At 42.2% G+C, this 13,933-nt stretch carries 9 protein-coding genes and 1 tRNA gene; 4 read left to right on the top strand and 6 right to left on the bottom strand.

Going from position 1 to position 13,933, the window contains the following annotated elements; translation table 11 throughout:
- Positions 1-207 precede the first annotated feature (207 nt).
- A complete protein-coding gene (locus tag V7K42_RS19615; protein WP_334918949.1) occupies positions 208-1,515 on the bottom strand; it encodes a glutamate-5-semialdehyde dehydrogenase in 1,308 nt (435 codons plus the stop codon).
- Between the two features lie 411 nt (positions 1,516-1,926).
- On the opposite strand from V7K42_RS19615, the gene V7K42_RS19610 reads away from it, so the two are divergent.
- Positions 1,927-3,918, top strand: coding sequence for a zinc metalloprotease HtpX (locus tag V7K42_RS19610; RefSeq protein WP_334918947.1), 1,992 nt, complete (start codon positions 1,927-1,929; stop codon positions 3,916-3,918).
- 370 nt (positions 3,919-4,288) lie between these two features.
- On the opposite strand, the gene V7K42_RS19605 is transcribed toward V7K42_RS19610, so the two are convergent.
- Complete coding sequence (locus tag V7K42_RS19605) at positions 4,289-6,574, bottom strand: hybrid sensor histidine kinase/response regulator (RefSeq protein ID WP_334918945.1); 2,286 nt, start codon at positions 6,572-6,574, stop codon at positions 4,289-4,291.
- A 291-nt stretch (positions 6,575-6,865) separates the two neighbouring features.
- On the opposite strand from V7K42_RS19605, the gene V7K42_RS19600 reads away from it, so the two are divergent.
- Positions 6,866-6,988, top strand: coding sequence for a hypothetical protein (locus V7K42_RS19600; protein WP_334918943.1), 123 nt, complete (start codon positions 6,866-6,868; stop codon positions 6,986-6,988).
- A 131-nt stretch (positions 6,989-7,119) separates the two neighbouring features.
- Here V7K42_RS19600 and mazG read toward each other — a convergent pair whose 3' ends face one another.
- Both mazG and V7K42_RS19590 read right to left on the bottom strand, forming a co-directional pair.
- A complete protein-coding gene (gene mazG, locus V7K42_RS19595; RefSeq protein ID WP_334918942.1) occupies positions 7,120-7,947 on the bottom strand; it encodes a nucleoside triphosphate pyrophosphohydrolase in 828 nt (275 codons plus the stop codon).
- 3 nt (positions 7,948-7,950) lie between these two features.
- A complete protein-coding gene (locus V7K42_RS19590) occupies positions 7,951-8,571 on the bottom strand; it encodes a metal-binding protein (RefSeq protein WP_334918940.1) in 621 nt (206 codons plus the stop codon).
- Between the two features lie 141 nt (positions 8,572-8,712).
- Here V7K42_RS19590 and V7K42_RS19585 point away from each other — a divergent pair.
- Positions 8,713-8,785: transfer RNA gene (locus V7K42_RS19585), tRNA-Val, on the top strand.
- 106 nt (positions 8,786-8,891) lie between these two features.
- Here V7K42_RS19585 and V7K42_RS19580 read toward each other — a convergent pair.
- Both V7K42_RS19580 and V7K42_RS19575 read right to left on the bottom strand, forming a co-directional pair.
- Positions 8,892-10,310, bottom strand: coding sequence for an IctB family putative bicarbonate transporter (locus V7K42_RS19580; RefSeq protein WP_334918938.1), 1,419 nt, complete (start codon positions 10,308-10,310; stop codon positions 8,892-8,894).
- 236 nt (positions 10,311-10,546) lie between these two features.
- A complete protein-coding gene (locus V7K42_RS19575; protein WP_334918936.1) occupies positions 10,547-12,097 on the bottom strand; it encodes a GAF domain-containing sensor histidine kinase in 1,551 nt (516 codons plus the stop codon).
- A 561-nt stretch (positions 12,098-12,658) separates the two neighbouring features.
- Between V7K42_RS19575 and V7K42_RS19570 the strand changes: the two genes are divergently transcribed.
- Complete coding sequence (locus V7K42_RS19570; protein WP_334918934.1) at positions 12,659-13,852, top strand: DegT/DnrJ/EryC1/StrS family aminotransferase; 1,194 nt, start codon at positions 12,659-12,661, stop codon at positions 13,850-13,852.
- Positions 13,853-13,933: the final 81 nt, after the last annotated feature.

Below are 13,933 nucleotides of genomic sequence, written 5' to 3'. Positions count from 1 at the left end.
TTTGAATCTTACTTTAGGATGTATCAATTAAATCCTCTAAAATTTTGCTCAAGCTAATGATTTTTTCTCACTTGTGAGAAATCCGGGTTTAGCATATATATAGCAATCCGAATTAAAATGAGAAAATATTTAAAAGTAAGTATTTTAAAGCCTTTCAGCGATTTTTTCTCTCACAAATGATTTAGGACTGCTATATGTGAGAATACTTTACTCTAAATCCTGATGAGTAAAAGCTTTAGCATTCGCTCCGGCGTAAGTTGCTACAATATGACCATCACCAGTCATTTGATATTTGTATGTCACTAATCCTTCTAAACCAACGGGGCCGCGGGGAGGCATTTGTTGTGTACTAATTCCTACTTCTGCACCGAAACCATAGCGGAAGCCATCAGCAAATCGGGTAGAACAATTATGGAATATATTGGCTGAATTTACTAATCCAAAGAAAGTTTCCACAGATATTGAATCTTCAGTAATAATCGCGTCAGTATGACGAGAACCATATTCGTTAATATGTGCGATCGCAGCTTCTATCGAGTCTACAATTTTTATCGACAAAATAAAATCGCTGTATTCTGTTTCCCAATCTATCTCTCTTGCAGCTACGATATTAGGTAAAATTTCCAAGGTGCGTTGATCGCCTCTTAACTCTACGTGGCATTCTTGCAAAGCTTCGGCAACTTTGGATAAAAACTCCGTAGCAATTGAAGAGTGAACTAGCAAAGTTTCAATTGCATTACAAACAGCCGGATATTGCGCTTTCGCATCGACGGTAATCGGAACTGCTTTAGAAATATCAGCAGCTTTATCTATATAAAGATGACAAATACCATCGGCGTGGCCTAATACAGGAATCCGTGTATTTTCCTGCACAAACCGCACAAAAGAATTAGAACCTCTTGGAATAATTAAATCTACATATTTATCTAACTTCAAAAGTTCTAAAGTTTCTTCTCTTGTTGTCAACAAGTGTACCGCATCAGGGTTAACAGCAGTTTCAGATAATCCTTGTTTAATTGCTTTGACTATTGCTTCGCAAGAACGCACCGCTTCCTTTCCGCATTTGAGAATTACACCATTTCCCGATTTGATAGCCAAGGAAGCAATTTGAATCGCCGCCTCTGGACGTGCTTCAAAAATAATCCCTAAAACACCTAAAGGACAAGTAATTCGTTTGAGAATTAAACCAGTATCAAGTTCGCGGTGAATTTGGATTTTACCAATTGGATCTGCTAGCTTACCAACATCTCGGACTCCAGCGATCGCATCTCTTAATTTATGTTCATCCAACTGCAAGCGTTTATAAAGCGGTTTGGGAATTTTTTCGGCATCAGCAGCTTTACAATCAGCAACATTTGCTTGTAAAATTTCATCTTTAGCCGATTCTAAAGCTTGCGCGATCGCAACAATCGCTTGATTTTTTGCCTCAGTGGAGAGCATCGCCAGCTTACTTGCGGCTTTGCGGGTTTTTTGGGCGATCGCAATTAGGGGAGAACCAATATCAAAAATAGTCATAGCAGAAATCTTTACTTTTTCTTCATCTTATCAATCTGAGTCGATCGTTGCTTATCGTCTTCCTCCAATCGGGTGAACCATCTGGGTAATCAATAACTCCTCTGATCGGGTGAAGCAAAACTGGGTTCAAAACATTTATTCTGTGAATATGAAACACAGGGGAAGTAAACGTAACAGCTGCACCACTATATAAATAAATTAAGTATTATTACAGGCAATATTTGAAAGCCTTAAAAATGATTTATGCGTACCCAAGACTAGAGAGACATTGTAATTTGTGTTTCTCTAGTCTTTTACTTAAGTAGACAATTTATACTGCCATTATTTAAACTTTTACGAAATTGCAGTGACGATCGCTGGATCTATTGAGTATTGATGGATTAAATACCACTCCTTTACTAGGGAGATCCTATGTCATTGCAATCTGGATTAGATGCCTTAAAAGACAAGCGTTATCAAGAAGCGGTTAAATTACTCGAAAAATTCTGCCGCGATTGCGCTGAACACGATTCCTCAGATTATCTTTCAGCACAGATGTGGCTGATAAAAGCCTATCAAGCCACAGGCGAAATCGAAAAAGCCAAAATTCTGTGTCAAAGGTTAATGATGAGTGAAAACCCACAAGCTCGCAGTTGGGCAGAACAAGCCAGTCAATCCTTCCGCCAAACGCCAGCAACCCAATCTAACGCCAGCCAAAAAGCAGGCCGTGCCGCCACTACTGGGATGAAATTAGCAATGGGGGGTGTGGGTGGTAGTTTGGCATTAGCTTCTGGTGTCACCATGACCTTGTTGTTTGGCATGGTGTTTGCTTTAGGTTTGAGCTTAGTACTTATCTTGGGTAGCAACGATCCGCTCCAAGGGCTAGCGATCGCTATTGGTATTACCCTAGTTTTTAATATCGCCGCCTTTTTCTTATCTCCATTTCTCATGGACTTAACTCAAAGCTGGCTTTACCAAACTCGCTGGGTTGAGTTAGCAGAAGTTGAAAGTCTCAGTCCAGAGACAGCTAAAGTTATTCGTCAAGTCTGCGAGCAGAAAAAGCTGAAAACACCACGGCTAGGCATAATTAACGACCAAAACCCCACGGCTTTTACTTATGGTTCATTGCCGAATAGCGCCCGCTTAGTTGTCAGTCAAGGACTTTTCACATATCTGGATGACGATGAAGTTGCAACAGTTTACGCCCATGAATTGGGGCACATCGTCCACTGGGACTTTGCAGTGATGACCATAGCTTCCACCTTAGTGCAAATTTGCTACCTGATTTACAGCACAGCTAGAAGATTAGGGCGTGGTGGCGATAACAAGATTAAAGATGCCATACAAACTGCTGGTCTGGTTGCCTACGTGTTTTACGTCATTGGTACTTATCTACTGCTGTACCTCTCTCGGACACGGGAATACTTTGCTGACCACTTTGCAGCCGAAAGTACAGGTAATCCCAATGGATTATCCCGCGCTTTGGTGAAAATTGCTTACGGGATATTAGAAGAAGGTTTGCGGACACAAGAACCCAGCCGTTTAATTGAAGGGACTCGCGCCTTGGGTATCTACGACCATAAAGCCGCCGCGTCCACAGGAACCGCCTACCGCATTGCATCCGATACCCAAAAAATTGGTCGCGTCTTTCTGTGGGATATGTTTAACCCTTGGGGCTGGTGGATGGAATTAAATTCAACTCATCCATTGACAGGTAAGCGAGTTCGTGCCTTAAGCACTTATGCCGAACAATTGGGTTTACCAACTGAGTTTGATATGGGGCGAGTTATTGGAGAAGGCAAAACTCTGAGTAAGAGTAGACTTTACGGCAACTTCTTTTTAGATGTTGTGCTGTATGGCGCTGAAACAATTGGTTTCTTGGTTGGTTTGGTAATGAGTGTGATTCTGTTGTCAAGTTCCCCAAACACAGGTTTAGCATTTGGTGCGCCACTTATTGGCTTAGGAATAGGAATTGTAATCAAAGCCTTAGTGATGTTTCCCGACTACAAGCAAGCAGCAGAAACTGATATTCTCACGCTAATGTCAGACCCCTACGCCAGTCCGTTACGCGGACAATCGGCAAAACTGAAAGGTCAACTCATTGGTCGTGGCGACGCTGGTTATAAATTTGGTTCTGACTTAAAAATTCAGGATCGTAGCGGGATGCTTTATTTGCATTACGCCTCACGCTTTGGCCCCATCGGTAATTTCTTGTTTGGGATGAAGCGAGTAAAAAGCTTGATTGGCGAACAAGTAGGGGCTGTAGGTTGGTTCCGTCGAGGTGTTGCGCCTTGGATGGATTTAATTCAACTTCAAAGTGAAAATGACACTATTGTCAACAGTTACCATCGCTTCTGGTCATTCATCCTTGGTGGTGGATCGATTATCCTGGGAGTAGTCTTGATTATGTTTTTGAGTCGCTAGCTGAATTTCTAGGGTGCTGTCAAAGCATTTCTCAATCCATCCAAGCTTTAATTTGCCAGGAGGCGGTTACTACCGCCTCTTTTTTTAACGCTAACTTACTTACGGTTGGCTACGCCTAAGCATTTGCTAATTCAGCAATATTTACGACTAGTATACACCCACGCAATTGCTGATTACGTGCTAAAAAACCTTAAGAGGATGTTTGAAAAGTCCTTAGTGATGTATCAAATACTTTTAGATCCCCCTAAATCCCCCTTAAAAAGGGGGACTTTGATTCCGTTTCCCCCCTTCTTAAGGGGGGTTGGGGGGATCAATAAGTACCTAATATCACAGCCGACTACTTTTAAAACATCCTCTAAGACTTAATACGTTAAAATTGTTGGTTGCCTTTAACTAGGTTCGCCAGTACTTTCACCAACTTATCTGGCTCGATTGGTTTAGATAGATGAACATGGAATCCAGCTTCCAGAGCCAGCTTGCGTTCTTCATCTCTAGCAAATGCCGTCAGTGCTACAGCCAGAATCTTCTCCCCACTAAGGGCTTCTTGCGATCGCACTTGGCGAATTAGCGAATAACCATCCTCATCTGGCATTCCGATATCACTGACTAAAATATTTGGTCTTAATCGTACCAGCGCTTCCAAGGCTTCACCTACTGAGCTAACCGATGTCACCTGCGCTCCCGACTGTTGAAGAATGAAGGCAATTAACTCACGAGTATCGGCATTATCATCTACAAGGAGTATTTGCAACCCATCAAGCGCTAAGAGGTTATTGACTTTTATTTGACTTTCTTTAATTAACTGCTCTGGTTGCGGTTCTATCACAGGTAACAAGACTGTAAATGTTGCTCCCCGTCCTTCTCCTTCACTAAATGCATAAACTGTACCTGAGTGCATTTCTACTAAGTGGTTTACAATTGCCAGTCCCAGCCCCAAACCACTGTCTGTTCTAGTAGTTGTACTATCAGCTTGACGGAAGCGCTCAAATATATAAGGTAGAAAGTCAGCATTAATTCCCTTACCTGTGTCAGAGACAGAAATCTTAGCATTTGAGTTTACCTGCTCCAGACACACTTCAACTCGGCCTCCGCTAGGTGTAAACTTGACGGCGTTAGAGAGCAAATTCCAAACTATTTGTTGGAGGCGTTCTACATCACCCATAACCTCACCTACTGACGAGTCAAGCTTAGATTCAACTCGAATATCTTTAATCTCAGATGTGGGATATACAGCCTCAATCGCCGCATTAATTACAATTACCAGGTCAACTTTATGGAGATTTAGGCGGATTTTACCTTGTACAATACGTGAAATATCCAGGATATCTTCAATCAGTTTCCTTTGAAGTTTTGCATTTCGTTCGATTGTCTCCAGTGCTTTAGAAGTAACTACTTCATCCAATTTTCGATTACGTATTACTTGAACCCAACCCAGCATCGAGTTAAGAGGTGTACGAAGTTCGTGAGAGACGATCGCTAAAAATTCGTCTTTAATTCGGTTAGCTTCCTGGGCTTGCCGATAAAGCTGTGCATTTTCAATGGCGAAAGCTGCGCGTTGGGCAACTTCTTCAGCCATTGCTAGATCTACAATTGTGTAATAGCGTCCTACTTGTGCAGAGGCAAATACAATTGTCCCTAATTTGCGTTTCCGCACTAACAGGGGCACAACCATATAAGACTTGACTTGCAGTAAATTGAGATATTCCTGGTTCCATGTGTTTTGCTGCAATGAAGACTCAAGAATGTTTGTAACCAGTTCTGGCTTACCAGTCTGTAAAACCTTTGGTAGTCCATAATCAGCATCGACAGGAATTGGATAGCGTTGTCGGAGTTCTCGCACTAGTGTTTCTTTCTGCGGTTCCGAAGCAGCGATGACTGGGTTAGTAAAGGCTACCGAATTATTTTCAACGACATCTACAATGCAGCAATCGGCAAGGGTAGGCACTGCTAGTTGTGCCACACTCGTGAGAGTTGTGCGGTAATCTAAGGAAGATGCCAGCACACGACTTGCTTCAGCCAAAAAATTAGAGCGCCTCTCTGCCGCTTCGGCTACAATCCGGGCAATTTGCTCGCTGGCAAATAACAGTTTTCGCTCGGACTCTAAAGGCCTACGCTTGGTAATATCGCGCATTAGCCAGCGCAGAGCAACTGGCTTACCCTTTTTGTTCCGGACGGTAACTACTGTCAAAGCAACATCAAAACAGACTTTTTCTCGTGGTTGTACACACACTTCCCATTCTCCGCCCCGGTCGAGATGCTGCAACTCAGCCAGATAATTAAAAAAAGCTTGACGATCTGACTGTCCGATAAAACTAACCAACGGTTTACGAATCAAAAATCGCTCTGAGATATTAAGTAAGACAGTAGTAGCTTGGTTAGCTTCAAGAATAGTGCCATAAATATCAGTTACTAAGTAACCATCAGGCGCAAAATCAAATAACTCTTGGTAGCGCTGGCGCTCGTTCTCTACTACCATTCGTGTTGCTTGTAGTTCCTCGGAGGCGACTCTCATTTCCTCCAAAGCAATTTTCAGTTCTTCAAAAGCTTCTGCTGTTAGTTTTTGTTGCGAGTACTGTTCACCTACAGTACTTTGCAATAATATCGTCACCCGTGAGCGTAATCTCTCTATTTGCTGACTAAAATCGTCTACATTCATTCATGTTGCTCACTTTGCTAAGACTGAGAAGCGCACGTGAGAGGAAATATTAAGCAAATACAAGTTCTACCGTACGCTCAAAGCTGAACTCAAAACTATTGCTTACAAGATAGAGGTTTGTCTTGCCAACACGAGTCTTACAAAATCAATTAAACACAATGTAGCTATGTTATCCCCCCATTTTGTATGTTACAATAATGGATCAATAAAAAAATCTACCTAGAGTGTTGTAAAGCTATAGATATAATAAGTAGATTTAAGCAAATTTTTTTATAACTTAAGGAGGACCTAATGGTTACAACAACAGTAGCAGAACAACAGGTCAAATTATCCCGTGGTATTTTACCAAAACAGAATTCAGGAGTCAGGATTAAGTTAGGTATTCTGACCGAAAAAGGGGATAGCGCAGCGTAAAGTCTGCGACATGGCAACTCTGAGAGACGCTAACGCAGGGGAGCAGGGGAGCAGGGGAGCAGGGGAGAGTTTAAATACCAAGTTTTTCCCCTCTGTCCCTCTCAAGCTTGTGAGAAATGCGGGACTAGTCCCTACTCCTTCTTTTTTTCATTAGCAAGTTGGGCTTTTGCCTGTTGCCAGAGAGTTTCTAACTCATCCAAACTGTAATCAGAAAGAGGGCGATCGACAACTGCCTCCATTTTTTCTAATCGCTGCACAAATCGTTGATTTGTGCCTTGCAAACCGACGCTGGGATCGAGATTATGCCAACGCGCTAGCTGAATAACTGCAAACAGTAAATCGCCTAATTCTGCTTGTTGTCGTTCGGGTGTTTCCTCAGCTAAAGCCTGTTGAAACTCGCCCAACTCTTCATGAAATTTATCCCAAACGCCCTGAATATTTTCCCATTCAAACCCAATTGCCGCAGCTTTTTGAGAAATCTTCATCGCTGCTGGAAATGGGGGAAGAGTACGCCCATAACGACCGAGTTTAGCACTAAGTTTTTGTGCGTCTGGGGATGGTTCGCCTTTTTCCGCAGCTTTGATTTGTTCCCAATTTTGCCGTACCTCATCCACACTTGTCACTGACACATCACCAAAGACATGAGGGTGACGGCGAATCAACTTTTGGGAAATCCCCTGAGTTATTTCTTTGAGGGAAAATTGCCCAGATTCGCTGGCAATTTGGGCTTGCAATACCACCTGTAATAATAAATCGCCTAACTCTTCTGCGATCGCACTTTTATCTCCACTCTTAATTGCATCCACTACCTCATAAGCTTCTTCAATTACATAAGGGGTTAGCGTTTCGGGAGTTTGCGCCAAATCCCACGGACAACCACCATCAGGCGATCGCAATTTTGCTACTACCTCAATCAATTCTTGCAACGCCGCCAAAGTATCAACTTTGTCATTTGTCATTTGTTATTTGTCCTTTGTCGTTCTTCCGTTGCTCTTTCTGCTAACTGTAGCTCGACGACTACCGCGACTTGTAACTTTCCGCTTCTTAATTTTGCCACTAGGAAGCAACCCCCGAACCCCTTGTTTTTGAAAGCGCTTGTATGCCGAACCACTCCAATCGCTGAGAGAATGACTCATCGCACCAAGTTCCAAACCCAAAAACAGGGCAATACATTCAGTATCGTATTGCACGAGCGATCGCCCCACAGTTTTGCCCAAATCTTGCCAAGTAAAACTCAAATTCCATAACCTTTGGGCAATTGCCAAAACGAAAATTGCCAAGATTGCTAGCAAACACCCCAGATAAAGTATCCGCAGAATTGTGCCAATAATTGGCCCGTGGGATAAAAAAGAACGATGGCGCAGACTTTTTTGATAAGGTAGCCAAATCCAGCGCAAGAAACCCCAGCGTTGAAATTGCACAGAGTAAATATCTAAATCGGGGCCAAACATCAGCCCTCCAAATAGAAACCCGCCTGCAACCAACAAAGTCGCATTGCTACTGCGAGTCTGCCACAAAGTAATGCCCGCCACCAACGGCAGAGCATACATAGTAATGCGATCGTGCGTCCGACCAGAGGGCATTCTAATTCCTGTTAGCGATAGCGGAGCGTTTAACCCGTGCTGAGTAACTGAATACTGAGCCAGTATAAGAGAAAAAAGATTTTTCCAAAACTACTAGCGCAATACAAAATGGTCTGCTATATTAGTTAAGGATTGGTAAAAGGGCGGTTAGCTCAGTTGGTAGAGCGCCTGCCTTACAAGCAGGATGTCATCAGTTCGAGTCTGGTACTGCCCATTAAATAAAAAAGGCTAGAGACAACATTTAACTTGTCTCTAGCCTTTTTTAAATGCGTTCAATTGTCAGTTGTTCATTATAAAAACAACTGACACACTAACTTAAGTTAGTTTAATGCTGGTTCTGAGTTAGATGAGTTTGTCTGATTTTGAGCTAAAGGTTTCCAGTAACTAGCAATTAAGGCAACTATGAGCCACCACAGGGTATTGACTTCAGGACGATACCAGACAGTATCTACAGTGCCGTGAGCTAGCATACCCAATAAAATAGCGATCGCCCCAATTAACCAAAATCCCTCTCCACTTCTGAGTTGTCGCAATCGTCGCACTTGCAAAAGTGCCGTGTTAAATGTAACAATTATCAGCCAGAGAAAGAAGGCTAAACCAACAAATCCAGTTTCTACAGTCACTTCAAACAAAATCGAATAAGCACTTAAAGCAGTGTAACGAGGGCGTTGGTAGAGAGGATAAACTTTATTAAAAGAGTTGTGACCGGGGCCAATACCGAAAATTGGGCGATCGCGAATCATCTCAAAGACAGCATCCCACACATTTCGGCGAAAATTATTACTGCTATCTTTGCGATCGGCAAAAATACTCAAGACCCGAACCTGCACTGGATCTATAAATATTACTGCTAGCAGTAATACCCCGATTAAACCCCCCAAGATAATCGGTAGCGACCAAGTACGCCAAAAAGGGGGCATTTCCAGACTTTTCCAATAAACTAGCAATGCCATCACAGCCAAAATTGCCACCACTAGTCCAATCCAACCGCCACGACTAAAAGTCAGGATCAGGCAGGCAGTATTGACAATCAGCATTGTTAATGATAGGGCTTTTTTGAGCCAGCTTTGCCATGCAAAAATTGCTACTAAGCTAAAAATTACTGCTGGTAAAAGGTATCCAGCTAATAAATTGGGATTACCTAAATAACTGTAGACTCTTGTAGTCTTAGACAGAGGAGATTCAGGATCGACCCAAGTTGCCAGTGCTGTGGCTCCAAAAAACCATTGCCGCAATCCATAGACACTGACAATTAACGATACGTGCAGGTAAAGAATAATAATCCAAGACCGGAGACGAGGCGACCTTAGTACCCTCGCACAAAGGGCAAATAGTAGCAAATACAAGGTCAACGTTCCCAAGTCGTTAAGTGCCGCCTTTTTCACTGGTGATAGTGCTGTTGCGATGACAGCAATTCCCCAATAGAGCAGTACCAGCAGGTGAATGGGAGTGACTGACGAGACATTTGCTGGTGTGACTTCATCAGATAAAGTCAACAACAACCAAAATCCCACACAAGCCACCAGTAAAAAACCTACTAACGTACTCGAAGCAAAAGGTGCAAGGGCATATATTAAGCTGAGTAAAGCCGCTGCGATCGCATCTCCCCACTGAAGTAAGATGCTGGTTTGCCGCCAAGAACTTAACAGTCCGACCAGATAACGGTGTACGTAACTGGTAGCAAGATATTCTTTGAGCGGTAAAGATGATAAAGTAAATCGTTGCCAGACTAAATTCATAAAAAACATTGCGATCGATTAGCCTGCCGACGCAGAACTTGGAATCGATCATAATGCCTATGGCTATAAAAAGGTAATAACAGAGATTGCACATCGCGTTATGACGCTCTTATTTTTAGCCATCAGCCACTACTTTTAATCCGAAACCACTTCAGCTTATATCAAATTAAGATAGCCCTTTATGTACTTAGTACTCAACAATATAGTTGAAAATACCTCTTTCCCAATCCCCATAATTAGACATCGCTAATTGCTTGTGAAGAAGTCGTCAGTTGGAGTGGCAAAGAAAGCACATAACGATATCCTGATTCTGGCGAACCTTGAATCAAAATTTGTCCGCTGTGCAACTCTGCAAGTTGACAACTTAGCAATAGGCCCAAGCTTTCACGAGAAAGAGTTCCAGTTGATTTAGCTAAATTTATACCTGAACTAGCAGCAAAGAAATTTGAGTGGGAATCACTCAAGTTTTTTGAATTCTCTACTGCTACTGATGTATCTAGTTGCTTCTGGCTTTCTGTATGAGTATTGTAAGTTGCTACTTCGCCTGTTAACTCTAGCAGCGACAAAGAATTGAGACGGAAGTAGGGATCAACCTCAGTTATGCCATCCCCTAACCAGGGATGGGAAACCCAAATAGTAATGTTGAGTGTATTTTCCTTATAAGATACATGAATGCGAACAATGCTACCTGTAGCCGAAAGTTGAATCACACTGAAAACCAGGTGATAAAGGATTTGTCGCACCTTGTCTTTATCTAAAGGCCAAATGCGATTGCGTCCCGGTTCTATAGAAAGGCGAATATCTTGCTCGCGCCGATTAGCCACTTCTTCTAAAGTATTGATAGCTTGTTGACACAGCATTTCGATATCTACAGGAACTAGATTAAGTACAGTTGAGTTGTCATCCATAGCTCCTAGTTCAGTAATTTCATTTACTAGGGAAAGTAAATATCGACCACTGTGTTGGATAATTTCCAAATATTCTCTTTGCTTAGTCGTCAAAGGCCCATAAATCTCACGTCCTAAAACACCAGCCATACCGAGTACAGATGTTAAGGGCGTGCGTAACTCTTGAGTTAGCTGACCTAACAGTTCCAACTTCAGTTGCTTGGTAGAAACAGAGTCGCTGTCTTTAGTGGGTGCGGCGATCTTAATCTCAGTGTTACGTTCGTCATTGAGCGAAAATATAGGAGGGATTGCAGGAGTACTAGATTCGAGTTTCCCTTGCAGGAGTCGGTTACGCTCAAATTCACTCATGCTCCAACGAGCTATAATTTGTAAAAACTCAATGTCTCGGTTTGTAAAATTGCGCGGCACTAAATCCATCACCGCCAATGCACCCAAACAATGTCCTTCAGCATCAATTAGTGGCGCTCCTAAGTAAGCACGAATACCATAATCCTGCACCAACTTGCTGCTAACAAGCACTGGATCTGTAAGTTTATGAGTATCATTAATTACAAATATTTGAAGACTCTCTACTACCTGAGTGCAGAACGATTCCCGGCGTGTCAGTTGGCGGCTTTGTGCCAAATGATTCATTAGCCCTAGCCTAGATAGGCCCACCGATGACTTGAACCAGTGACGTTCTTGATCTATAAATCCCAATATGGAAATTGGCGCTTCCAAAAAGTGGGCAGCAGTCTGTGTGGCTTCTTCAAAAACCGGAATCGTTTCTGGTTGCCGCAAACCTAAATCTGACAAAGCTTTGAGGCGTTGTTGTTCTCTTGATTCATGAGAATCCCAACCATCCTTTAGGGCAAATAATTTGTTTTCAGGCTCTATCATTGCCACTGCTACCTTAATAATTTCTCGATAATGTGAATTGATATAAGCTCTATTTCTAGGTTATCAATTGCTATTTTTAAGCATTCCCTAATTTTGCCTCTGACAAACAAGTTTGGAGCAAAAATTTTTTACCCCTTCCATTAAGTCGGCGACACGGTATCTACAAGTTACTAGCTACTGGTGCTGAATGTTCTTTATTTAGCACTGGTGTAGCCTTTGTTGCTTAAGATTTTACGGTCAGACTGCGTTAGATTTGGATTCAACGAGGGTAAGCTAATGCTAAGAATACAATACAAAGGGACTGTAATTCGTTATGTACAGAAGGAAAGATTCTGACTGGGATATTCAAAGTAAATTTACTTACAAAAACTATATAGATGTAATTTTTATAGCAATTTTTACTTATGACAGCTAGCACCGATGGCTGATAATCCTAGATAGTTAATCCAAGTAATACAAGTCTCGATTCAATAGATTAAACCTATTACAATTTCATCCTGAAAATTGTGCAGGCTTTTCTATTTTTGTATCCGAGTAAATATTTTTTGAGGACAATTGGTAATGAATAAAATGACCATTAGAGTTCCTTTTGTAGACTTGAAGTTACAACACGAACCAATTCAAACGCAATTACAAGCTGCAATCCAATCTGTATTAGAACAGGGAGATTTTATTTTAGGGCAAGCACTCTCAGATTTTGAAGCAGCATTTGCGGCAGTTTCTGGGGCAGCTTATGGGGTTGGTGTTGCATCAGGAACAGATGCGATCGCTCTTGGATTGCAAGCGTGTAATATTGGTGCTGGCGATGAAGTGATTTTACCAGCAAACACTTTTATCGCCACCTTAATTGGGGTTATCCGGGCTGGTGCAAAGCCAATTCTGGTAGATTGCGATCGCCAAACAGCTTTAATTGACTTAAGAAAAGCAGCAAAGGCAATTACACCTCATACCAAAGCAATAATCCCTGTGCATCTTTATGGTCAAATGGTATCACCACGCGAACTAATAAACTTTGCCTATACTTACAAACTACTAATTTTTGAAGATGCCGCCCAAGCACACCTTGCAGAAAGAGACGGATATCACGCTGGTTCAGTAGGAATAGCAGCAGCTTTTAGTTTCTATCCCAGCAAAAATTTGGGAGCATTTGGGGATGGAGGAATGCTGCTGACACGAGATTCCGATGTAGCCCAGAAGATGGTGCGCTTGCGAAATTACGGTGCATCGCAAAAGTATTTTCATACTGAAGCAGGTACAAATAGCCGCTTGGATACTTTACAAGCAGCAGTTTTGCACCAAAAATTACCATATTTGCCACAGTGGAATCGCGATCGCTTGACTATTGCCCAGCAGTATGATCTAGAACTAGCGCCTTTGGCAACTACTGGTATTATCCCTATGGAAAACCAAAGTGGTACAGGACACGTTTATCATCTTTATGTGATTAAAATTGATGATTCTTGCCCGATAGAACGCCAGCAACTCCAGGAAAAACTTATAGCAGTAGGAATTCAAACTGGCATTCATTACCCAATTCCTTGTCATCTCCAGCCGGCATTCACTAACTTAGGCTACCAGCCTGGGGATTTTCCAGAAGCAGAAAAACTCTCACAGCAAATATTATCATTACCAATGTATCCTGGTTTGAGCAGTAGCCAAGTTAAAGAAGTTGTAGCTGCGATCGCTCATGCAGTCTCAACAACTTCTAAAGTAGATAAAGCCTCCACTGCTGACCTTGGCAGCGTGGTAGCCTGATGTTAATTCATACTTAAATAAATATGCATCTAACAATTAGAAATTTGTCCTTTGTCCTTTGCAAATGACCAATGACCAATG

The sequence above is a fragment of the Nostoc sp. genome, assembly GCF_036917455.1.
In the GTDB taxonomy this organism is placed as follows: domain Bacteria; phylum Cyanobacteriota; class Cyanobacteriia; order Cyanobacteriales; family Nostocaceae; genus Nostoc.
Note: the sequence above shows the minus strand (reverse complement) of the source record. Positions and strands in the feature narration are given on the sequence as shown.